Origin of the sequence: Ornithinibacillus bavariensis (assembly GCF_050433565.1) — a bacterium.
Classification (GTDB): domain Bacteria; phylum Bacillota; class Bacilli; order Bacillales; family Amphibacillaceae; genus Ornithinibacillus; species Ornithinibacillus bavariensis.
This window is the reverse complement of the sequence record NZ_JBNPWZ010000014.1, coordinates 1-23,747: the sequence shown is the minus strand read 5'-3', so window position 1 is coordinate 23,747 and position 23,747 is coordinate 1. Positions and strand designations below refer to the sequence as shown.

Here is a 23,747-nt window from a genome sequence, read left to right as displayed (position 1 = left end):
AAGAGCTTATTGGGGGAAGACTAATTAGCTAGTCTATTCCCCCGATAATTAATTTTCTTCAACCTCTAAATTTAACTTGCTTGCCGCCTGTGTATCTTCTTCCTCCAGGTCACGCATTTCAATTTCTGATTCATCACCTGCAAGAATCTTAACGTCAAGACCAAGACTTTGTAATTCTTTAATTAATACTTTAAAGGATTCTGGTACACCAGGCTCTGGTACATTGTCACCTTTAACAATAGCTTCATACGTCTTCACACGTCCAACTACATCATCAGACTTAACTGTTAGAATTTCTTGAAGCGTATAAGCAGCACCATAAGCTTCTAGTGCCCATACCTCCATCTCACCGAAGCGCTGACCACCGAACTGAGCTTTACCACCCAACGGTTGTTGCGTAACAAGTGAGTACGGACCAGTTGAACGTGCATGTAATTTATCGTCAACCATGTGTGCTAGTTTAATCATATACATAACCCCAACAGACACACGGTTATCAAAAGGCACACCAGTTCTTCCGTCATAAAGTATGGATTTTGCATCACGAGGCATTCCAGCTTCTTCTAATGTATCCCAAACGTCTTGTTCGGTAGCACCATCGAATACCGGTGTTGCAACATGAATGCCTAACTGTCTTGCAGCCATACCTAAATGCAGCTCAAACACCTGTCCGATGTTCATACGCGAAGGTACCCCTAGAGGGTTAAGCATAATGTCAACGGGTGTACCGTCAGGAAGGAATGGCATATCTTCTTCCGGCAAAATACGAGAAATAACACCCTTATTTCCGTGACGACCAGCCATCTTATCCCCTTCATGAATTTTACGCTTTTGGACAATATAAACACGTACTAATTCATTGACACCTGGTGGTAATTCGTCCCCATCCTCACGATTAAACACTTTAACATCAAGGACAATTCCACCTGCACCATGTGGCACACGTAGAGAAGTATCACGCACCTCACGTGCCTTTTCACCAAAGATTGCATGAAGTAAACGCTCTTCAGCAGATAGTTCTGTAACTCCCTTAGGTGTCACTTTACCGACTAGGATATCACCATCAGAAACTTCAGCACCAATCCGAATAATTCCTTGTTCGTTTAGATTTTTAAGTGCTTCTTCACCAACATTCGGAATATCTCTAGTGATTTCTTCTGGTCCAAGCTTTGTATCACGAGCTTCAGATTCATATTCCTCAATATGAATAGAAGTATATACATCATCTTTTACAAGGCGCTCACTCATAATGATAGCATCCTCGTAGTTGTATCCTTCCCAAGTCATAAACGCAACTAAAACATTACGTCCAAGTGCTAGTTCACCTTTTTCCATAGAAGGACCGTCAGCAAGAACTTCACCCTTGGTCACACGATCCCCTTCCTGAACGATAGGGCGTTGATTGTAGCAAGTACCTTGGTTAGAACGAATGAATTTTTGAAGCTTATAGCGATCTGTATCACCTTTTACTTCTTTTCCATCGACAACAGCAACTCGACGAACAATAACTTCTTTAGCTTCCACACGTTCCACAATTCCATCGTGCTTACAAATGATAGCAGCACCAGAGTCTTTACCAGAAACATACTCCATTCCAGTACCAACAATTGGAGCTTCTGGACTAAGTAGTGGAACAGCCTGACGTTGCATGTTCGCTCCCATTAGCGCACGGTTTGAGTCATCGTTTTCTAAGAATGGAATACACGCTGTCGCAGCAGATACAACCTGCTTCGGCGATACATCCATATAGTCAATCTTCTCGCGTGGAACAACTGTGTTCTCACCACGAAAACGAGAAATAACCTCTTCGTCAGCAAATGTACCGTCATCATTTAAGCGAGCATTTGCTTGTGCAACAATATAATTATCCTCTTCATCTGCAGTTAGATAATCAATTTGATTGGTTACTTTACCAGTGTCAGGATCAACACGACGGTAAGGCGTTTCAATAAAACCAAATTTATTAACCTTTGCATAGGATGATAAGGAGTTAATTAATCCAATATTCGGTCCCTCAGGTGTTTCAATTGGACACATACGACCATAATGCGAATAGTGAACGTCACGCACCTCGAAACCAGCACGTTCACGAGTTAAACCACCCGGTCCTAATGCTGACAAACGACGCTTATGTGTTAGTTCAGCAAGCGGGTTAGTCTGGTCCATAAACTGAGATAGCTGTGAGCTACCAAAGAATTCCTTAATTGACGCGATAACCGGACGAATATTGATCAGTTGCTGTGGAGTTACACTAGACGTATCCTGAATAGACATACGTTCACGGACTACCCGCTCCATTCGAGATAAACCGATACGGAACTGATTTTGTAATAGTTCCCCAACCGAACGAAGTCTACGGTTACCTAGGTGATCGATATCATCCGTATCCCCAACATGGTGTAGTAGATTAAAGAAATAGCTAATCGAAGCTAAAATGTCAGCAGGTGCAATGTGCTTAACACTAGAATCGATATGTGCATTCCCAATAACATTAAGTGCTCTTTCACCACTCGGATCAGTTGGGTCGACAATCTTAATCGATTGAATTCGAATTGGATCCTCTAAAACTCCATCATGCGGCTCTAGTATTCTCTCTCCCAAGATTACATCATTTTCTTCAATGTACGGGATTAATTTATCTAATAATCTACGCTCCACTTTATCGCCAGCCTGTGCTAAAACTTCACCAGTTTCAGGGTCGACAATCGGTTCAGCTAGTACCTGGTTAAACAAGCGATTTTTAATATGAAGCTTCTTGTTTATTTTATAACGACCAACATGTGCAAGATCATAACGCTTAGGATCGAAGAAGCGTGAAATAAGCAAGCTTTTTGCATTCTCAACAGTTGGTGGTTCTCCTGGACGTAGACGCTCATAGATTTCAAGAAGTGCTTTTTCAGTCGTTTCTGTATTATCCTTTTCTAATGTATTCATTAGATATTCGTTTTCACCGATTAAATCAATTATTTCTTGATCCGTACCAAATCCAAGAGCACGTAACAGCACTGTGATTGGCAATTTACGTGTACGGTCAATACGAACATAAGCAACATCTTTAGCATCCGTTTCAAATTCTAACCAAGCTCCTCGGTTTGGAATAACGGTTGCAGCGACGCCCCTTTTTCCGTTTTTATCAATTTTTTCGTTGAAGTAAACGCTCGGCGAACGAACAAGCTGTGATACGATAACACGTTCTGCTCCATTAATGATGAACGTACCTGTATCCGTCATGAGAGGGAAGTCTCCCATAAAGACTTCTTGCTCCTTCACTTCACCAGTTTCATTGTTGATCAAACGAACCTTCACACGAAGCGGAGCATTGTAAGTTACATCTCTTTCTTTTGATTCATCTACTGGATATTTCGGTTCACCTAAGCTATAATCTACAAACTCAAGTGATAGATTACCTGTAAAATCCTCAATTGGAGAAATGTCCTGAAACATCTCTCGCAAACCTTCTTCCATAAACCATTGATATGAAGCGGTTTGGATTTCGATTAGATTCGGCAATTCTAATACTTCACTGATGCGCGCATAACTTCTACGCTTTCGGTGCCGTCCATACTGAACTAGTTGACCTGTCAACTGCTTCACCTCTCAAATCATGCTTATTTTGATTATGAGCAATGCTCATAGTTAAAAATAATATATTGTTAGAGAACAACTACCTCCATAACAGGAAGCTATGTTCTCACAACTGCATTAAATAAACTTACCTCACAAGTAATACTTACAACAGGTGAAATTGCATCCTTTAGCTCCATTTCACCGAAACAAAATATTACTTGCCATACCTAAAATTATGGGGTATCATTTTAAAAAGAAAAGAAATAACCTAATTTTAATCTAGATTAAATGAGAAAAATAGATAGAACGCACTAAAAAACTCGATTCTATCATTGTTTCCGATAACCAGTGAATTATACACTTTTCTTCCTTTGATAACAAATTCCTCTTGACAAAGGTTTCCCATATTAGCATTTTATTATATTACCACATTTTAAAATAGAAAGTCAATCCTTTACCGCTCGCAAAATATAATACCCTTTACTGCGCTCTATAGTTTCACAGTTTCCAAATAAAGCTTCTATTTTTTCAATTGCTGAAGGTGCACCTTGCTTTTTTTGAATAACAACCCAAAGCTCTCCACCCTTATGCAATCTATCCTTCGAACCTTCAAACATTCCATGAACTACTTTTTTACCTGCTCGAATCGGCGGATTAGTTAAGATAGCAGCAAAAGAACGTTCTTTCAAACTAGAAAACTGATTGCTTATTACTATTTCTACATTATGTATGCCGTTTTGTTCTGTATTCGTTTTCGCTAGAGATAATGCACGTTCATTTACATCAGCCATGACAACCGTTCTTTCAGGCATCTCATTAGCAATAGCCACCCCAATTGGACCATACCCACAGCCTAAATCCAATATATCCCCTGGTACTTGTGGCGGAGTGAACGTTTCAACTAATAATCTTGTACCGAAGTCGACCTCGTTTTTTGAAAAAACACCTACATCACTAGAAAATACATAGTTTTTTCCACGCAGTTTATAATTCCATGTCATGGGTGAACTTTTTGATTGGGGTTTTTGTGAAAAGTAATGCTCAGTCATTTGGGCACCTACTTTACCTATAATATGTCATAATGAAGTTTCTATAATTAAATGTAGAGCCCGTCGATTAATACGACGAGCTCATTTAATTTTTTAATGAAGTTAGTATGATTGATTATTTTACTTCTACAGTAGCGCCAGCTTCTTCAAGCTTACCTTTAACTTCTTCAGCTTCTTCTTTAGAAACGCCTTCTTTAACTGCTTTAGGAGCGTTATCAACTAAGTCTTTAGCGTCTTTTAAGCCAAGACCAGTGATTTCGCGAACTGCTTTAACAACTTTAATTTTAGAAGCACCAGCATCAGCAAGTACAACATCAAATTCAGTTTTTTCTTCAGCAGCGCCACCAGCAGCTGCTCCACCAGCAACAGCAACAGGAGCCGCAGCAGTTACTCCAAATTCTTCTTCAATAGCTTTAACAAGATCATTAAGATCTAGGACAGACATTTCTTTAATAGCATCGATAATTTGCTCTTTAGTCATTTTATATTTCCTCCTAATAATTTAATTTTATAGTTGTTCGAACAGCATTCGATTGTAAATCAAATTATGCGCCTTGTTCTTCTTTTTGTTCCGCAATAGCTTTTGTAACGTAAGCAAAGTTGCGAATTGGTGCTTGAAGCACGCTGAGTAGCATAGATACCATACCTTCGAAGTTTGGTAGATCTGCAAGCTCCTTGATTTGTTCAAGTGATACAATCTTACCTTCTAGTACGCCACCTTTGATTTCTAAAGCATCATGGTCTTTAGCAAAATTGCTTAGGATTTTAGCTGGCGCAATTACATCTTCATTACTGAATGCAATAGCAGTAGGTCCTACTAGAACTTCATTTAACTCTGACAGATTTGCATCATCAGCAGCTCTACGTGTCATTGTATTTTTATAAACCTTAAATTCAACACCCGCATCACGAAGCTCTTTACGTAATTGAGTCACCTCAGCAACATCAAGACCACGGTAGTCAACTAAAACAGTTGATTTACTATCACGTAATTTATCAGCGATTTCTTGTACTAGTTGTTGTTTTGATTCCATTACCTTTGACATTGTTCCACCTCCCGTTAGTTTTGTCCATTATACCGCTCTAGGTTCATTCATAAAAAGAGCCCCCATGTAGACATGAAGGCTCCTAAAAAACAAATTCATCTATTTGTTTCAATCACCTCGGCAGGACATTAAGCGATTGCTCGCACCTGCTGTCTACGGTACAACGTATTCAATTTATTAAGCGATATTTAGTATACCGAATTGACCAATAAAAGTCAATTACCAATTAACGGTAGTTTGTAACATCAACTTTAATTCCAGGTCCCATTGTAGAGGTAATTGCTACATTTTTCATGTAGATTCCTTTTGCAGCTTGTGGTTTAACTTTGATGATAGTTTCTACTAACGCGTCAAAGTTTTCAACAAGTTTTTGGTTATCAAAAGAAATTTTACCGATAGGAACATGGACGTTCGATTGCTTATCTACACGATACTCAACCTTACCAGCTTTAATTTCCTTCACTGCTTTTTCCACTTCGAATGTAACTGTACCAGTTTTAGGGTTTGGCATTAGACCTTTAGGTCCAAGCACACGACCTAGTTTACCAACTTCAGCCATCATGTCAGGAGTAGCTACGATTACATCAAACTCAAACCAGCCTTGGTTAATTTTGTTGATTAAATCTTGATCTCCAACATAATCTGCTCCAGCAGCTTCAGCTTCTTTAGCTTTATCACCTTTAGCAAATACTAGAACGCATTGTGTTTTACCAGTACCGTGTGGCAATACGAAAGCACCACGAATTTGTTGGTCAGCTTTCTTAGGATCAACACCTAAACGGAATGCAACTTCAACAGTTTCATCAAATTTAGCTTTAGCTGTTTCCTTTAGTAGAGAAACAGCTTCATTTATTTCATAAGCTTTAGAACGATCAACAAGCTTAGCAGCTTCTTGATATCTCTTACCTCTTTTAGCCATTATTTATTTCCTCCTCTATTGTGGTAATAACGGTTGTACCTCCCACTTATAAAAGCCCGAACAGCTTTTATAAAGCACTAATACAAATAAGAAAATGGTATTTCTTATTCATGAAAAAGGTTGCGCGAAACGGATGACCATTACCGCAACCCTTTAGTGTACATTAGAGTATTAGTCTTCAATAACAATACCCATGCTACGTGCAGTACCTTCAACCATGCGCATCGCTGCTTCTACATCAGCGGCGTTTAAATCAGGCATTTTGGTTTCTGCAATTTCTCTTACTTTATCACGTTTTAAAGTCGCAACCTTATTTTTATTAGGTTCTCCAGATCCCGAATCTAGACCAGCTGCTTTCTTAAGCAATACAGCTGCAGGTGGAGTTTTCGTAATAAATGTAAATGAACGGTCTTCAAACACAGTGATTTCAACCGGAATAATTAAACCAGCTTGATCTTGCGTACGAGCATTAAATTCCTTACAGAATCCCATGATATTAACACCGGCTTGACCAAGTGCAGGTCCTACTGGTGGTGCTGGGTTAGCTTTACCAGCTGGAATTTGCAATTTAACTAATTTGATTACTTTTTTAGCCACGAGACACACCTCCTTAAAGTCCGTGATGTGGTAATTGGGGATATTCCCCTCCCACTCATTTTTAGCCCTAACATTTGGTTAGAGGGCATGAATAACACAAGAATTTTAGCACGAAAATGAAAAATATGCAAGACTTTCAAGAAATATTTATCCTTATATTTTCTCGATTTGTGAGAAATCCAATTCTACAGGAGTCTCTCTACCAAACATATTCACATGAACCTTAACCTTCTGCTTATCCACATCAATTTGTTCAATCGAACCGGTAAAGTTAGCAAAAGGTCCATCCATAACTCTTACATTTTCTTTTAATTCGAAGTCTACTTGAACTACAGGTTCCGCCATTCCCATACGCTTAAGAATAGCTTCCGCTTCGCCAGGTAGTAATGGGGTTGGCTTTGTACCACCACCACTAGAACCGATAAAGCCAGTAACTCCTGGAGTATTGCGAACAACATACCAAGAATCGTCTGTCATAATCATTTCGGTTAGAACATAACCAGGAAATACCTTTTTCTTTTGTACTTTCTTTTTACCGTTTTTTATTTCTGTTTCTTCTTCCTCAGGAACAATGACACGGAAAATTTTATCTTCCATACCCATTGTTTCTACTCGTTTTTCCAGGTTTGCTTTTACTTTATTTTCATACCCTGAATATGTATGAACAACATACCAATTTTTCTCCATAATAATAGGACCTTACGTCCTTCCCTCCCTTTGGGTAGATTCACCATTTCAAATAAGGCTTTATTCGCAAAAAGCCTATTATCATAAATTAGGAGATAATGAGACTTTCTCAGAAGCTGCTATGAGGGTCCCCATCACAACCACCAATACAAAAAGAGCCTAAATTAAAAAAAGCCTATTAAAAAAACCCGTATTATCCGGGTTTTTAGCAACAGTCGCTATCCATCTTTCATTATAGCATAATTATAAGAATTTTATTCAAAAAATAAGTTCAAAAATTGAGAGATTCCTAAATCGATAAGCCCAAAGAAAACAGCCATAAATACAACGGTTGAAACTACAACAATGGTATAGCTAGATAATTCCTTTCCCTTTGGCCAACTAACTTTCTTCATTTCTCTAGAGACATTTTTTAGAAATTTAAACATGTTTGTACCCCCCAAACTCAGGCGTGGATTCCACTTATCTAAAAATTATTTTGTTTCGCGATGCAATGTATGTTGTCCACATGTTTTGCAAAATTTTCGCACTTCCATGCGTGAAGCTTGTGTGGATACATTTTTACTAGTTGTGTAATTTCTGCTGGAGCATATTGCACACGCTAATGTGATTTTCTTCGTCATCATATCACCCCAAATTAGGGTTTTTTCTCATTTTAATGTAGCACGGTTGTCCAATTGTGTCAACGATACTTATAAGCTTAGTTCATTCGTTTCCATCAGTTGTTCCAGCTTTCGTTTTACTCGCTGCAACGCATTATCAATCGATTTTACGTGCCTATTTAACTCGACAGAAATTTCTTGATATGTCTTACCTTCTAAGTATAAATGGAGTACCCCTTTTTCAAATTCACTCAGTAACTCTGAAAGCTTTAGTTCCATATCGCCAAAATTTTCTCGGTTAACCAATAGCTCCTGTGGATCAATCGCCCTAGAGCCAGCGATAACGTCAAGTAATGTTCGATCGGATTCTTCATCATAAATAGGCTTGTCCAACGAAACATAAGAATTTAATGGAATATGTTTCTGCCTCGTAGCAGTCTTAATAGCCGTTATAATTTGTCTCGTAATACATAATTCCGCAAATGCTTTAAAGGATGTCAATTTATCCTCATTATAATCCCGAATTGCCTTATAAAGGCCAATCATGCCTTCTTGGATAATGTCTTCTTTATCAGCACCAATTAGAAAATAAGTTCTAGCTTTAGCCCGGACAAAGTTCTTATACTTATGAATTAAATAATCCAATGCCTCATTATCTCCTTGATGGATTAGCTCTAAAACTTCATCATCATCAAGCTTGAGTAATTTGTCATTGTCTTTGATTAATTGCTTGATGTTCACCCGGAAAGCCCCCTTGACAAATTAGTCAATATTACAAACATTATACAGTAAGCACCTTAATAACACAATAGCCTAAATTTTCTAGACAAATGCATGGGCGCCATGATATTTATTCCCCTCTTCGCCATTTTTCAAACTTTTCTAGAACATCATCAGATAAAGGTATTTTAGATTTCGGCATGGTTTTGAGGTGCTGTGACACATTGTGACTAATTTCCCTTTCAAGCTCCGCCAATTCCAGTGACAATTCCCGTGCAGACTTCCTTAGAGCACCTTGCCCAAAAATAATTCGTTGCTCTGCATAATCAGAGGTTGCAACATAAACCTGTGTCTGGACATTCTTTAACCTCTTAACTAGGCGCTCAATGCATTCGTCAGCTGTTTCCTTTTCCTTCGTATAGATTATTTCTACTTTGTATTGCTTCAATTTATTTTCAATACCACGCACATAATACGCATCAAATACAATAATTACCCTGTGACCCGAGTATGCTTGATATTCTGCCATCATCTCGATTAATTTATCTCGTGCTTGTCCCAAATCCTTCTTCTTTAGTTGTTTCAACTCATCCCAATCGCCAATAATGTTGTAGCCATCCACTATTAATACCACCATGGTTACTCACCAATCGGATATCTTTTACGATACACCTCATACAATAGCAAGCTACAGGCAACAGAAGCATTAAGAGAAGAGACTTTTCCTTTCATCGGAAGACTTACAGTCCAATCACACTTTTCACGCACCAGTCTACTCATACCCTTTCCTTCATTACCGATAACAAGAGCTATCGGCAATGCGCCATCGAGCTTTCGATAGTCCTCTGTTGCCTCCGCTTCCGTCCCAACCACCCAGACATTTCGTTCCTTTAACTCCTCAATTGTCTGAGCAATATTTGTCACTCGTACAACAGGAATATGTTCTAATGCCCCAGCTGCTGTCTTGGCCACCGTTGCCGTTAGACCTACAGACCTTCTTTTCGGAATGATAACACCATGCGCTCCAGTAGCATCAGCCGTCCTTAGGATAGAGCCTAAATTATGTGGATCCTCCAGTTCATCAAGAATAATAAAAAATGGGCTTTCCTCTCGTTCTTTGGCTCGTTCAAACAATTCATCTAATGATGCGTAATCATAAGGAGCCACATATGCGATAACCCCTTGATGGTTACCATCTGAGAGCTGATCTATTTTATTCTTTGGGACTTTTTGTACGATTGTACCTGCTGACTTGGCTAATTGGTTTATTTTTCCTTGTGCATTTGCATTTAACTGATCTGAGATTAATACTTTATTGACTGAACGACCAGATTTAAGCGCCTCAACAACTGGATTTTTACCAATAATTATTTCCTTTTCCATTAGTTATTCCTCCTTTCTATGTAGTCGATTGCTTGCTTCATTAACTCATTTAAGCGCGTTTCTTCTTTTGATAAATAGTAATATCCAAGCAACGCTTCAAAAGCAGTACTATAACGATATGTTTGCACACTTGTATTTTTCGGAATAGAACCAGATTTTGCATTTCTTCCTCTTGCTACAATCGCTTCTTCTTCCTCTGTAAGTAATTTCTCTTCCAGCCAATTCAATAGGACAGCAGCTTGGGCTTTTGCAGAAACAAAGGTTATCGCTTCCTTATGCAAATCATTCGGCTTGACTGTCCCCTTCCCTAATAAATACTCTCGAACAAAAACCTCATAAACCGCATCGCCCATATAGGCAAGGGCTAGGCTTTTCATTAGTCTGATATCGTTGTTCATTTCCTAGCCTCTCTTCCAGCGCACTCCTTGTGGTGTATCTTCTAGAATAATACCTTTCTCCTTAAGAAGATCACGAATTTCATCTGCACGATTAAAGTCTCGATTCTTTCTAGCATCATTACGTTCTTGGATTAACTCCTCAATGACCTCATCTAGTAGTGTTTCTTCTTCCTTAATTGTAATGCCCAAAATATCAAGGAAGGTTAAAATGGTTTCCTGAAACAGATTGATTACCTCAACTGATGTGTGATCTTGATTTAAGTACACATTTGCTTCTTTTGTTAGGTCAAAAAGAACAGAAATAGCATTTGCCGTATTTATATCATCGTCCATTTCAGCTTCAAAGCGTTTTTTGAAATCATCAATTTTCTCTAACCATTCATCGGCCTGATAATCAAGATTTGTACTAGATGCCTTTCGATGCTCTAAATTTTGATAGGATGTTTTTACTCGTTCCAGACTGTTTTTCGCAGATTCTAATAGATCATTTGAAAAATTGATCGGGTGACGATAATGTACACTTAACATAAAGAACCGAATAACATTTGGGTCATGCTCTGCTAGAAGATCCCTTGTTAATACAAAGTTACCAAGTGACTTGGACATTTTCTCATTATTAATATTAATATACCCATTATGCATCCAATAGTTTGCAAAGGACTTCCCATTATTTGCCTCAGATTGTGCTATTTCATTCTCATGATGTGGGAACGTCAAATCTTGGCCTCCTGCATGGATATCTATCGTCTCGCCTAGGTATTTTTTAGCCATTGCCGAGCATTCGATATGCCAACCAGGACGACCTTTGCCCCAAGGAGAATCCCATGAAATTTCGCCCTCTTTTGCGGCCTTCCATAAAGCAAAATCTAATGGATCATCCTTTTTTTCCCCTATTTGGATTCTAGCACCAGAACGTAATTCATCGATGGATTGATGGGATAGCTTTCCATACCCATCAAATGCTCTAGGCTTGAAGTAAACATCCCCATCTGCTTCATATGCATAGCCTTTCTCTACTAAGCTTTCGATAAAATGAATAATGTCCTGCATCGTATCTGTTACTCTTGGGTTATGGGATGCCTTTTTCACGCCTAATCTACTAACATCTTCTAAATACGCATCGATATACCGATTAGATACATCAAAAACATTTTCGCCAAGCTCATTGGCAGTTTTAATAATTTTATCGTCAACATCGGTAAAGTTGAGCACATAGTTAACGTCAAACCCTTTGTATTCTAGATATCTCCTAACCGTATCAAACACAATAGCAGGACGGGCATTCCCTATATGAATATAGTTGTATACGGTTGGTCCGCAAACATACATCCGTACTTTCCCTTCCTCAATTGGCTGAAACGCTTGCTTTTCCCTTGTCAGTGTATTATAAATTTTTATCGACATGATTTATTTCCCTTCTTTCAATTTAGCTATTTCTGCTTTTAATAGTTCAATTTCCTCTTGCATTTTTGAACATGTATCAGCAACTGGATCTGGTAACTTATGATGATCTAAATCGCGTCTTACTTTCTCTCCGTTTTGAATGACAACCTTGCCCGGAATCCCTACAACAGTTGAATGGTCGGGAACATCCTTTAATACAACAGAGCCAGCACCAATCTTAGCACTCTCACCAACGGTAATTGATCCTAGCACCTTTGCTCCCGAGGCAATCAGTGCATTATCCTTTATCGTTGGATGACGCTTCCCTTTTTCCTTTCCAGTTCCCCCTAGTGTAACTCCCTGGAATATCGTAACATTATCACCGATTTCACAAGTCTCTCCAATGACAACGCCCATCCCATGGTCAATAAATAAACGTCTACCTATTTTCGCACCTGGATGTATTTCAATTCCTGTAAAAAAGCGGCTTATCTGGGAAATGGCTCTTGCAATAAAATATAGCTTTCGCTTATAAAACGCATGTGCAATTCGGTGAGACCATACAGCATGCAGTCCGGAATAAGTTAAAAATACCTCCAGATATGTTCTGGCAGCAGGATCCTGTTCAAAGACCACATCCATATCTTCCTTCATGCGTTTAAACATTCCCATCCATATCCCTCTTTCCCCATATAAAATTATTCGTTACACTTTTATATATAAAAAAAACGTCTCTGTGTTTAAAACACAGAGACGCTCTAAGCGCGGTTCCACTCTGTTTGAAGGTACCAGTAAGTATCCTTCCAACTTAACTCTATTAACGGTAGAGAACCGCCGCTATGTACTATTACTTCCATAACGGACTCCAAGGGGCACTTCATAGTTAGTGGTTAAAATCACTCCCAGCCTATGGTGATTCTCTCTGTGTAACCATCTAGCTACTACTTTCCCTCTTCCACGTTCCTTTATTTTATTGTAGTAATACTATATTATAATTTGCCCTAAATGTGAATTAGATCGCTTCGATTTTTATGCTCCTAATTCCTTCAATAAGGTGTCCAATCGCTCTAAAATTACTTCCTTGCCTAGTAGCTCAATTGCTAATGGAAGCTCTGGACCATGAGTTTGGCCAGTAGTTGCAACACGAATTGGCATAAATAGCTTTTTACCACGATGCCCTGTCTCTTTTTGTGTGGCCTTTATTTGATCTTTAATTGTATCCTTATTAAATTCATCTAAATGAATCAATTTATCGGTAAATACCTGTAATACCTCAGGTACTTGTTCTTCTGCTAATATCGCTTTAGCTTCTTCATCATACTGAACAGTTTTTGAAAAGAACATTTCAGATAGTTCTACAATTTCTTCACCATAGCGTAATTGCTCTCGATACAGTCCAATTACCTTCTCTGCCCAGATTCTTGTTTCCTCATCCATATTCTCTGGTATGCGACCTGCATCAATTAAATGTGGCATTGCTAATTCAATTACCTTATCTAAATCTGTAGCTTTAATATATTCATTGTTCATCCACTTTAATTTTTGAACATCGAATATAGCCGGCGAAGTGGATAGTCGCTCTGGATCAAATATTTCAACGAGCTTTTCTTGACTAAATATTTCTTCCTCTCCTACTGGAGACCATCCGAGTAAAGCAATAAAATTAAATAGTGCTTCAGGTAAATACCCAAGGTTTTTGTATTGCTCAATAAACTGAATGATATGAGAGTCACGCTTACTTAACTTTTTACGGTTTTCATTAAGAATCAACGTCATGTGACCAAACTTTGGCGCCTCCCAACCAAATGCTTGGTAAATCATCAACTGTTTCGGAGTATTAGAAATATGCTCTTCACCACGAAGAACATGGGTAATATTCATTAAATGGTCATCAATGGCTACAGCAAAGTTATAAGTTGGTACACCATTTTTCTTAACCATTACCCAGTCACCGATATCACTTGATTCAAATTTAATCGTTTCACGAACGATATCATCAAATACGTAAGTTACATTGTCTGGAACACGGAAACGAATACTTGGCTTACGTCCCTCTGCTTCAAAGGCAGCAATTTGTTCTGGTGTCAAATTACGATGTTTTCCAGAATACTTAGGTGCTTGTCCTTTTGCTATCTGTTCTTCTCGTTCCTGCTCAAGTTCCTCTTCTGACATATAGCATTTGTAAGCAAGGCCCATCTCTAATAGCTCATTAACATATTTATTATAAATATCTAAGCGTTCCATTTGGCGATAAGGACCATAATTGCCTCCAACATCGGCACCTTCATCCCAGTCTACACCAAGCCATTTTAAAAACTTAAGCTGACTCTCTTCTCCACCTTCAACATTACGTTTTTCATCTGTATCTTCAATACGAATAATAAATTTGCCATTAAAATGTTTAGCATATAAGTAATTAAATAATGCAGTACGAGCATTTCCTATATGTAAATGTCCAGTTGGACTTGGTGCATAACGCACACGTACTTCATTTGTCATAGTTAGTCTCTTCCTTCTTTTATTGGATTTGTTATAAAATATCTTAGTATAAAGACAGCTTGGTGGTGGCTGAATGTATTATTGCTAGTAAGAAAAATTTGGTGTACCGAGTAGTCCATTACACAAGGGCTCACCGCCACCAAACGGAAAGCGAAGTGTACTTATGCAGCGGTAAACACACGTAACAAAACACAAGTATTTAATTCCCTATAACATTATAACAAAAAGTGATAACACTGACTGTTATCACTTTATTTATTGTCAATCTCCAATATAAGTTATACCCTTTTTACAATGCTTTTTCAAGTAATTTTGGTTTAGCAAAAATCATACGTCCTGCTGATGTTTGTAAAACACTAGTTATAAGTACTTCAATTGTTTTTCCGATATAATTTCTACCTTCTTCTACAACAATCATGGTGCCGTCATCTAAATATGCAATCCCTTGATTCTGTTCCTTTCCGTCCTTGATAACTTGTACCAACAGTTCTTCACCAGGTAGGACAACAGGCTTAACTGCATTTGCAAGATCATTGATATTAAGAACGTGAACACCTTGAAGATCGCAAACCTTATTTAAGTTAAAATCATTTGTTACAACAATACCATCGATAACCTTCGCAAGCTTTATAAGTTTGCTGTCTACCTCTTGAATATCTTCAAAATCACCTTCATAGATTTCTACCTTAATAGGTAGTTCCTTTTGAATTCGATTTAGCACGTCTAATCCTCTTCTACCACGATTCCGCTTAAGAACATCTGATGAATCTGCAATATGCTGAAGCTCACCGAGAACAAACTGAGGGATGATAATTGTTCCTTCTAAAAAGTTAGTTTGGCAAATATCTGCAATTCGACCATCAATAATAACACTAGTATCTAGTATTTTAGGTCGAGGTAGATTTAGTTCATTTGTTTCACCATCTGATGATGTCCGCTTCTTTTCCTTACGGTTAATGGTTAACAAATTCAATAATTCATCCCGTCGTCTAAATCCAACCTGGAAGCCAAAATAACCTAATAGAATTGTAATAAATAGTGGAATAACCTTTGAAACAAATTCGATATTGATTTCTTGAATCGGTAAATTAATTAAAAATGCAGTAACCAGACCAATAATTAATCCTAAACTCCCGAATAATAGATCACCTATCGGAATCCTTACTAATCCCTCTTCAATCCACCTTAAAAAGTCTACAATATAATTAGCAATCCAATAAGAAATGACGAAAAATATAATTGCACCTAATGCAGCCCCTAAATATGGTGAATCAATCCAGGTTATATTCGAGAAATTTAATAGCCTAATAAAATATGGTATATATAAATACCCAATGGTACCACCCGAAATGATAAAGAATAAGTGAACAATTTTTTTCAGCACCACTGTCACCTCCTAACCATTATTATTACCTATAAACTTAAAATAATAACCATTATTTACAAATTAGATTAGTACTTTACCATAATAGCACAGCTAATAAAAACAATCAAATTGGCAAAATATAAATTTTACCATATACAGAATTCCAAGTCAATCAAAATTCGACAAAATTCTATTATTTTCTGCGATTGTTATCTAACCAACCCTATATTCAACGCATCCTGTATGCTTTTCACCCCTACAACCTGAATATCTGCCGGAGGAGTCCATCCATCTAGATTGTTTTCTGGACAGAAAACCCGACTAAAACCTAATTTAGCAGCCTCCTGAACACGCTGTTCTATTCTTGATACACGTCTTATCTCTCCGGTTAAGCCTACTTCGCCAATAAAAATATCATCTGGTCTTGTCGGAATATCTCGAAAACTGGAGGCAATACTTACTGCGATTGCTAAATCTATTGCCGGCTCGTCCAATTTCACACCACCAGCTACCTTAATATAAGCATCCTGGTTCTGAAGCATGAGCCCTACTCTTTTTTCTAATACGGCCATTAATAATGGAACACGGTTATGATCTACACCTGTAGCCATTCTTCTTGGGTTACCAAAGCTAGTTGGGGAAATTAATGCTTGTATTTCTACCAAAACAGGCCTTGTACCTTCCATCGATGCAACAACTGTAGAGCCCGCGGCACCTTGTGAACGTTCCTCTAAAAATATCTCCGAAGGGTTCATAACTTCCCGTAGTCCCTCTTCCTTCATTTCAAAAATGCCCATTTCATTCGTGCTACCAAAACGATTTTTTACCCCGCGAAGTATGCGATAAGTATGATGTCTTTCTCCCTCAAAATAAAGAACTGCATCCACCATATGCTCCAATAGTCGCGGCCCAGCAATAGCGCCGTCCTTCGTAACATGTCCCACAATAAATATTGGAACACCGCTTGTTTTTGCGATACGCATTAATTCGCTGGTGCATTCCCTTACTTGTGAGACACTTCCCGGAGCACTAGCAATCTCTTCTCGATAAATAGTCTGAATAGAGTCAATGACGACAAATGATGGTTTGAGTTGTTCGATATGATTTGCTATTGCTAACAGATTTGTTTCGGAAAGTATATAAAGCAAATCAGATTTTACCCCTAGACGATCTGCTCGTAGCTTCGTTTGACGAATCGACTCCTCACCGGAAATATAAAGGACTGGCAGCTCTTTCTCTGCAAGCTGCGAAGATACTTGTAATAATAGTGTCGATTTCCCAATACCAGGGTCTCCACCAATTAACACGAGTGATCCTGCGACAATTCCACCACCTAAGACACGGTTAAGCTCCTTCGATTTTGTCGTAATCCTTGGTTCTTTTTGCGACACTATTTCTGTTATTTTTTGGGGTTTACTTCCAGCAGTTGTTACACCACTAAAGGTGTGTCTACTCTGCTTTCCTGTCATCTCTATTTCTTCAACAAATGTATTCCAATTATGACAGCCAGGACATTTTCCAAGCCACTTAGCTGACTCATAGCCACAATCTTGACAGACAAATTTTGTTTTAAGTTTTGCCAACCTACTCATTCCTTTCGGCTATCTCTATTATATACGTTTTTTATATGTGCTTGGTTACAGGAATCTATCAATTTTATTGTAAATTCCCTAATGTTTGCCACATATTTTTCACATTGAACCCTATTTCGCATCTTATCACAATTCCCGGATTATAGAAAAAAACCAGAAGAGAAAATTCTTCTAGTTTTTTCTATTGTTTTATTCATTTTTTAGGACAAAATAATAAATTCACCTTTATTACTTAAGCCAATTTTGACCTTTTGCCCTATTTTAATCGTGCCTTTTAGTAATTCCTCTGACAGTAAATCTTCAATATTCTTTTGAATGGATCTTCTAAGTGGTCTTGCACCATATTCAGGATCAAATCCTTCATTGGCAATCTTCTCAATTGCTTTATCTGTTAACGTGAATTCCACATCCTGTTCCGCTAATCGTTTTTGTACATCCTTGATCATGAGGGTAACGATACTCTTCATATGTTTCTTCTCTAAAGAATGGAAAACAATTGTCTCGTCAATGCGGTTTAAAAATTCTGGACGGAATGCTTTCTTCAATTCATCCATAACTTTTGCTTTCATATCCTTATAGTCTTTGCCTTCCTCTTCTAAGTTGAAGCCAACAAACTTATTACGTTTTAATTCGCTTGCGCCTACATTTGATGTCATGATTAGAACCGTGTTACGAAAATCTACAACTCTTCCTTTAGAATCGGTTAAACGTCCATCCTCTAGTACTTGTAATAAAATATTAAAGACATCTGGATGAGCCTTTTCTACTTCGTCTAGTAATACAACAGAATATGGCTTCCTGCGAACCTTTTCCGTTAATTGGCCGCCTTCTTCATAACCTACATAACCTGGAGGTGATCCAACTAAACGTGAAGTTGAATGCTTCTCCATATATTCCGACATATCAATACGAATCATCGCATCCTCATCTGCAAACATTGCCTCTGCTAATGCACGAGCAAGCTCGGTCTTACCAACTCCTGTAGGACCTAGGAAAATGAATGATCCAATTGGACGCTTCGGATCCTTTAAACCTGCACGAGCCCTACGAATCGCTTTTGCAACCGCCTTAACTGCCTCTTCTTGACCAATTACGCGGTCATGAAGAACTTCTTCTAGGTTCAATAGACGCTCACTTTCATCCTTCGTTAATTTCGATACCGGTACTCCTGTCCATGTAGAAACAATACTTGCTATATCCTCAACAGTTACTTGGGAATCCTCTTGGCCTTGCTTCGCCTTCCACTCTCTTTTCGTGGTTTCCAATTCTTCCCTTAACCGTTGCTCTGAGTCTCTTAGTGAAGCAGCTTTTTCAAATTCTTGACTTTGTACTGCTGCATCCTTTTCCTTTCGTACTTCTTCTAGTTTTTGTTCTAGGTCTTTTAAATTTGGTGGAACGGTGTATGAGCGTAGTCTAACCTTCGAACCCGCCTCATCTATTAGATCAATTGCTTTATCTGGAAGGAAGCGATCGGTAATATAACGGTCCGATAATTTCGCCGCTGCTTCAATTGCTTCATCTGTTATTGTAACACGATGATGTGCTTCATATCGGTCACGTAATCCTTTTAATATTTGAATGGTTTCTTCTAATGTTGGTTCATCCACTTGAATTGGTTGGAATCTTCTTTCAAGGGCTGCATCTTTTTCGATATATTTACGATACTCCTCTAATGTAGTAGCACCAATACATTGAAGCTCTCCACGTGCTAAGGAAGGCTTTAATATATTCGAAGCATCAATCGCACCTTCTGCTCCTCCAGCACCTATTAAGGTATGCAGCTCATCAATAAACAGGATAATGTTACCCGCCTGACGAATCTCTTCCATTACTTTTTTCAAACGGTCTTCAAACTCACCACGATATTTAGTACCAGCAACAACCGTCCCCATATCAAGGGTCATGACACGCTTATCACGAAGTGTTTCAGGAACTTCATTATTAACAATTTGTTGTGCCAGCCCTTCTGCTACTGCAGTTTTTCCCACTCCAGGCTCACCAATTAGTACCGGATTATTTTTTGTTCGACGGCTTAGCACTTGGATAACACGTTCAATTTCTTTGCTTCTTCCGATAACCGGGTCTATGTTGCCATCTTTTGCACTAGCTGTTAAATCACGTGCTAAAGAGTCTAGTGTTGGTGTATTTGCACTAGAGGATTGTCCACGGCCTTGTCGACCTGCCTGTGACTCATTACTTCCTAAAAGCTGAAGCACCTGTTGTCTTGCTTTGTTTAAACTGACTCCTAGATTATTTAAAACTCTAGCAGCAACACCCTCACCCTCACGAATTAACCCTAGTAGAATATGTTCAGTCCCTACATAGGAATGACCTAGCTTTCGTGCTTCATCCTGGGATAGCTCCACTACCTTTTTGGCTCTAGGAGTGTAATGGATTGTTTGCATCGGTTGTTTACCTGTCCCTATTAATTTCTCCACTTCTTCTTGAATCTTTGCAATTTCGAGCCCAAGTGATTCTAATGCTTTAGCAGCTATCCCTTCGCCCTCACGCACTAGACCGAGTAAAATATGTTCTGTTCCAATATTATTATGTCCAAGTCGTACCGCCTCTTCTTGGGACAAAGCCAATACTTTTTGTGCTCTTTCTGTAAAACGCCCAAACATCATATAACCATTTCCTCCTACCTATTTCTCAAATTGTAATCGTTCCCTAATTAAAGATGCTCTAAGTATGTCTCGTTCATTTGCTGTTAACGTCTTTTTAGCAAAATACTGCAAAAAGCCAGGCTGTGTTAAAACCATTAGTTCATTAAGTATATTACGAGAAACATTTTTAATGATTCCTAAATCTATTCCTAAACGAACATTAGATAAACATCTTGCTGCTTCCTTTGATTCAATAATTCTACTGTATTCTAAAACACCTAATGAACGATAAATGCGATCCTCCAACTCAATTCCGGATTGCTCTAGTATTCTGTTTCTTGCTTTTCTTTCGTGGCCAATTAATTGCTGAACAACACTTTCTAAGTCCTCTATGATATGTTCTTCTGTTTTTCCTAGTGTAATCTGGTTGGAAATTTGAAATAGATTCCCTAACGCCTCGCTACCCTCACCATAAATTCCACGGACAACAAGGCCTAATTGATTAATTGCTGGCATCATCCGATTAATTTGTTTTGTCATCGCAAGTGCAGGCAAATGCATCATTACAGAAGCCCGCATTCCAGTTCCAACATTTGTCGGACAGCTTGTAAGAAATCCTCTTGTCTCATCAAAAGCATAAGAAACCTTCTCTTCTAGCCAGTCATCAAGCTCCAATGCTTTCGTTAACGCTTTGGTTAGTTGAAGTCCTGGAAAATATAGCTGAATCCTGATGTGGTCTTCTTCATTTATCATAATTGATACTTGTTCATTTTCAGAAATTAAGGTAGCAGCAGCCCCTTCCTTTTTTGCTAATAAGGGACTAATTAGGTGTTTTTCAACTAAGACACTCTTCTCAATTGCGGTAAGATCTCGGATTGAAACAAACTCCAGATCCTTATAGTCCTGAAACGAAGTGTGTTCATATTCTATTTGGAAAAACTCCCTAATCTTCTCAAGATCCTTCTGATCAGCGATAATCGGAAATGGCATGTCTGCAAAGTTTCGGGCCAATCGAATACGACTGCTTAGAACTATATCATTATCTGGTCCTTCCTCCCGCATCCATGGACTAATTGCTTCATTCATAAAATGCTCTAGTGTCACCTTGCATCACCCTTTTCCTTCCGATCAATTTGTTGCTCTATTTCCTTAATTTTATCCCTCACTACGGCTGCTTGCTCAAATTCTTCATTCATAATTAAATTTTGTAGTTCATCTTTTAAAGAAGATAGCTGTTTTTTTAAGTGTAGGTTACCTCCTATGCGCTTTGGTATTTTTCCACGATGCTCCGTATTTCCACTATGCACCCTGCGAAAAATAGGATTTAAATTTGACGCAAATGTATGGTAACACTCACCACAACCAAATTTTCCTATTTGCTTAAACTCTGTAAATGTTAAACCACATTTTGGACATTGGAGATCATTTTCCTTATTAAATGTCGTCCCATGTGAAGCACCCATAGGATTTGATTCAAAATTAAATAAACCTGTTAACAAATTATGAAGTGAATAGCCTTCCTCTGGATATGTCATATATCCTTTTTCTTTGGCGCAGACTTCACAGATTTGAACCTCGGTTTTATGACCATTAATAACTTGTGTATAATGCAATGTAGCGGGTCTTTGATGGCATTCCTGACACTCCATTGGTTTTCCCCCTTCAAATCAAATTGAAACCATTATAAATACTTTAAGGTTGTTAACATCGATGTTAATATACGAGCTCTTACTTCATCCCTTAGTGGTAATTGAAAGGCAAGTGTATTTCTTCCAAGCCCACTAGCCATAATCTTTGCCTCTCGCTCTGTAATAATTTCTTCTTCTACTAAACGTTCTAATACATCAATGGAGGCTTGTTGGGTAACAGTAGGATTTATTAAGCGAATAATTTCATCGATCAACTCTGACTTGTCTTGATGTTTGATACGTATAATTCGAATATAGCCTCCTCCACCACGCTTACTTTCAACAATATATCCTTTTTCAACCGTAAAGCGTGTATTTATGACATAATTTATTTGAGAAGGAACACATTGGAATCTATCTGCAATCTCACTTCGCTTTATCTCAATTGCATCCTGTCCTTTTGTTTGTAATACCTTCTTTAAATATTGTTCAATTATGTCAGAAATATTGCTCATAAGTATACCTCCCCTAATCCAATCCTGCCAATAAAATCGTTCTGACTTTGACTATCTTTGACTATGCCTTTATTATACTTCAAATTTGAATAGATGCAAATACCTTACCCTCTCTATTCTAGACAAAAATTTTTTGAAAAAATCATTGATCCCTATTTTTACGTAGCTATTTGTATAAAAAGGCAAAAGGTCTAACATTCCTTATTTACAACTAACACTTTTATAGAAGTTTTAGTGTTGAAACAAAGAAGTCAGACCTATTTATGACTTTATAATATGAAGTTAACGCTCTGAAGCGCCTTTTACAGAATCAATATTGGACAAATGATCCATCAGCTTCATCCTATTTAGATTTTCTTCACGGTTAAATTTAACAAATATGCTCCTTAAATTATTCTCTACCTTTATTACTTCTACTTCCTTAATCGTCAAATTGTGTTCTTCAAATACTGATATTACCTTATTGATTTCTAAATTTGGATATGCGACTATCTCAATGACCATATAGTTCTTATTTTTGGTAAAAAGTCTCTCAAAATTATTTAGAAATACTAAGCTTAATAAAATGATTAATGTTGTAAATACAGCTACCGCATACATACCTACACCTACAACGAGCCCAAGACCTGCAACTGCCCAAATAGATGCCGCGGTAGTTAAACCTCTTATCGTGCCGCCGTAAACCATAATAGTACCTGCTCCTAAGAACCCAATACCACTAATTACATAAGAAGGTATTCTTGCTGGATCAAAACGGATATTACCATACTGTTCGATATAAGCGTCAAAGCCATATAAGGATAATACCATCATTAGACAGGAACCAACACCTACTAAAATATGTGTACGGAACCCTGCTGAATGATTTTTTAACTCCCTTTCAAACCCGATAAGTCCCGATAATAGCAAAGCAATAAGTACTCGAGTAATAATTAAAATAAAGTGCTCGTTCAAAAGCTCTGAAAAAAGTGCATTCATCCTACAACTCCTCCTTATTCTCTCTATTATCAGTTTAGTAATTTTGAGAGTAAATATGATGTTGATTTTATTATAAAGAAAAAAGCTAAGTCACTATATAAGTAACTTAGCTTTTAATTTGCCTGGCAACGTCCTACTCTCGCAGGGGCAATGCCCCAACTACCATCGGCGCTGAGAAGCTTAACTTCTGTGTTCGGTATGGGAACAGGTGT

General features: G+C 38.0%; 23 protein-coding genes, 1 rRNA gene and 2 other annotated features. All 24 genes read right to left on the bottom strand.

Annotation, left to right across the window (positions count from 1 at the left end):
• Window positions 1–48 precede the first annotated feature (48 nt).
• Window positions 49–3,585 carry a DNA-directed RNA polymerase subunit beta gene (gene rpoB, locus HNR27_RS16650; protein ID WP_212922238.1) on the bottom strand — a complete coding sequence of 1,179 codons (3,537 nt, stop codon included), beginning with the start codon at window positions 3,583–3,585 and terminating at the stop codon, window positions 49–51.
• Window positions 3,586–4,013: 428 nt separating this feature from the next.
• Window positions 4,014–4,616 (bottom strand): class I SAM-dependent methyltransferase, encoded by a 603-nt coding sequence (locus HNR27_RS16645; protein WP_429340554.1) that lies wholly within the window; start codon window positions 4,614–4,616, stop codon window positions 4,014–4,016.
• A gap of 115 nt (window positions 4,617–4,731) precedes the next feature.
• A complete protein-coding gene (gene rplL / locus HNR27_RS16640) occupies window positions 4,732–5,097 on the bottom strand; it encodes a 50S ribosomal protein L7/L12 (protein WP_212922240.1) in 366 nt (121 codons plus the stop codon).
• Between the two features lie 64 nt (window positions 5,098–5,161).
• Window positions 5,162–5,662: a 50S ribosomal protein L10 gene (gene rplJ, locus HNR27_RS16635; protein WP_212922241.1), complete on the bottom strand. Its 501-nt coding sequence runs from the start codon at window positions 5,660–5,662 to the stop codon at window positions 5,162–5,164.
• A 43-nt stretch (window positions 5,663–5,705) separates the two neighbouring features.
• Window positions 5,706–5,839: a sequence feature (ribosomal protein L10 leader region), on the bottom strand.
• A 49-nt stretch (window positions 5,840–5,888) separates the two neighbouring features.
• Entirely contained in the window at window positions 5,889–6,581 is a 693-nt protein-coding gene (rplA, locus tag HNR27_RS16630) for a 50S ribosomal protein L1 (protein WP_429340553.1), read from the bottom strand.
• A 171-nt stretch (window positions 6,582–6,752) separates the two neighbouring features.
• The gene (gene rplK / locus HNR27_RS16625; protein ID WP_042145365.1) at window positions 6,753–7,178 is read right to left on the bottom strand and encodes a 50S ribosomal protein L11; all 426 of its coding nucleotides are present in this window, start codon (window positions 7,176–7,178) and stop codon (window positions 6,753–6,755) included.
• Between the two features lie 153 nt (window positions 7,179–7,331).
• Window positions 7,332–7,865 (bottom strand): transcription termination/antitermination protein NusG, encoded by a 534-nt coding sequence (gene nusG, locus HNR27_RS16620; RefSeq protein WP_429340552.1) that lies wholly within the window; start codon window positions 7,863–7,865, stop codon window positions 7,332–7,334.
• A gap of 254 nt (window positions 7,866–8,119) precedes the next feature.
• The gene (gene secE, locus HNR27_RS16615) at window positions 8,120–8,293 is read right to left on the bottom strand and encodes a preprotein translocase subunit SecE (protein WP_212922244.1); all 174 of its coding nucleotides are present in this window, start codon (window positions 8,291–8,293) and stop codon (window positions 8,120–8,122) included.
• A 45-nt stretch (window positions 8,294–8,338) separates the two neighbouring features.
• Entirely contained in the window at window positions 8,339–8,488 is a 150-nt protein-coding gene (rpmG, locus tag HNR27_RS16610) for a 50S ribosomal protein L33 (RefSeq protein WP_429340551.1), read from the bottom strand.
• Window positions 8,489–8,557: 69 nt separating this feature from the next.
• On the bottom strand, window positions 8,558–9,208 hold the full coding sequence (gene sigH / locus HNR27_RS16605; protein ID WP_212922246.1) for an RNA polymerase sporulation sigma factor SigH: 651 nt from the start codon (window positions 9,206–9,208) through the stop codon (window positions 8,558–8,560).
• Between the two features lie 109 nt (window positions 9,209–9,317).
• Complete coding sequence (locus HNR27_RS16600; protein WP_429340550.1) at window positions 9,318–9,824, bottom strand: NYN domain-containing protein; 507 nt, start codon at window positions 9,822–9,824, stop codon at window positions 9,318–9,320.
• 2 nt (window positions 9,825–9,826) lie between these two features.
• On the bottom strand, window positions 9,827–10,570 hold the full coding sequence (gene rlmB, locus HNR27_RS16595; RefSeq protein WP_212922248.1) for a 23S rRNA (guanosine(2251)-2'-O)-methyltransferase RlmB: 744 nt from the start codon (window positions 10,568–10,570) through the stop codon (window positions 9,827–9,829).
• Window positions 10,570–10,968: a Mini-ribonuclease 3 gene (locus tag HNR27_RS16590; protein WP_212922249.1), complete on the bottom strand. Its 399-nt coding sequence runs from the start codon at window positions 10,966–10,968 to the stop codon at window positions 10,570–10,572. Before HNR27_RS16590 ends, rlmB begins: the two co-directional genes overlap by 1 nt.
• Window positions 10,969–10,971: 3 nt before the next feature.
• Window positions 10,972–12,372 (bottom strand): cysteine--tRNA ligase, encoded by a 1,401-nt coding sequence (cysS, locus tag HNR27_RS16585; RefSeq protein WP_429340549.1) that lies wholly within the window; start codon window positions 12,370–12,372, stop codon window positions 10,972–10,974.
• A gap of 3 nt (window positions 12,373–12,375) precedes the next feature.
• Window positions 12,376–13,017: a serine O-acetyltransferase gene (gene cysE, locus HNR27_RS16580; protein ID WP_212922264.1), complete on the bottom strand. Its 642-nt coding sequence runs from the start codon at window positions 13,015–13,017 to the stop codon at window positions 12,376–12,378.
• A gap of 80 nt (window positions 13,018–13,097) precedes the next feature.
• Window positions 13,098–13,318 (bottom strand) — a binding site (T-box leader).
• 62 nt (window positions 13,319–13,380) lie between these two features.
• Window positions 13,381–14,850: a glutamate--tRNA ligase gene (gene gltX, locus HNR27_RS16575; RefSeq protein ID WP_212922251.1), complete on the bottom strand. Its 1,470-nt coding sequence runs from the start codon at window positions 14,848–14,850 to the stop codon at window positions 13,381–13,383.
• A 289-nt stretch (window positions 14,851–15,139) separates the two neighbouring features.
• Entirely contained in the window at window positions 15,140–16,234 is a 1,095-nt protein-coding gene (locus HNR27_RS16570) for a PIN/TRAM domain-containing protein (protein WP_212922252.1), read from the bottom strand.
• A 191-nt stretch (window positions 16,235–16,425) separates the two neighbouring features.
• A complete protein-coding gene (gene radA / locus HNR27_RS16565; protein ID WP_429340548.1) occupies window positions 16,426–17,799 on the bottom strand; it encodes a DNA repair protein RadA in 1,374 nt (457 codons plus the stop codon).
• Window positions 17,800–18,008: 209 nt separating this feature from the next.
• Window positions 18,009–20,435 carry an ATP-dependent protease ATP-binding subunit ClpC gene (gene clpC, locus HNR27_RS16560; RefSeq protein WP_212922254.1) on the bottom strand — a complete coding sequence of 809 codons (2,427 nt, stop codon included), beginning with the start codon at window positions 20,433–20,435 and terminating at the stop codon, window positions 18,009–18,011.
• Window positions 20,436–20,453: 18 nt separating this feature from the next.
• Window positions 20,454–21,518, bottom strand: coding sequence for a protein-arginine kinase McsB (gene mcsB, locus HNR27_RS16555; RefSeq protein ID WP_212922255.1), 1,065 nt, complete (start codon window positions 21,516–21,518; stop codon window positions 20,454–20,456).
• Entirely contained in the window at window positions 21,515–22,063 is a 549-nt protein-coding gene (mcsA, locus tag HNR27_RS16550; RefSeq protein ID WP_429340547.1) for a protein-arginine kinase activator protein McsA, read from the bottom strand. Before mcsA ends, mcsB begins: the two co-directional genes overlap by 4 nt.
• Before the next feature lie 32 nt (window positions 22,064–22,095).
• Complete coding sequence (locus HNR27_RS16545) at window positions 22,096–22,557, bottom strand: CtsR family transcriptional regulator (protein WP_429340546.1); 462 nt, start codon at window positions 22,555–22,557, stop codon at window positions 22,096–22,098.
• A gap of 282 nt (window positions 22,558–22,839) precedes the next feature.
• On the bottom strand, window positions 22,840–23,535 hold the full coding sequence (locus HNR27_RS16540) for an MgtC/SapB family protein (protein WP_429340545.1): 696 nt from the start codon (window positions 23,533–23,535) through the stop codon (window positions 22,840–22,842).
• 120 nt (window positions 23,536–23,655) lie between these two features.
• Window positions 23,656–23,747 (bottom strand): 5S ribosomal RNA (gene rrf, locus HNR27_RS16535); the annotation flags it as partial.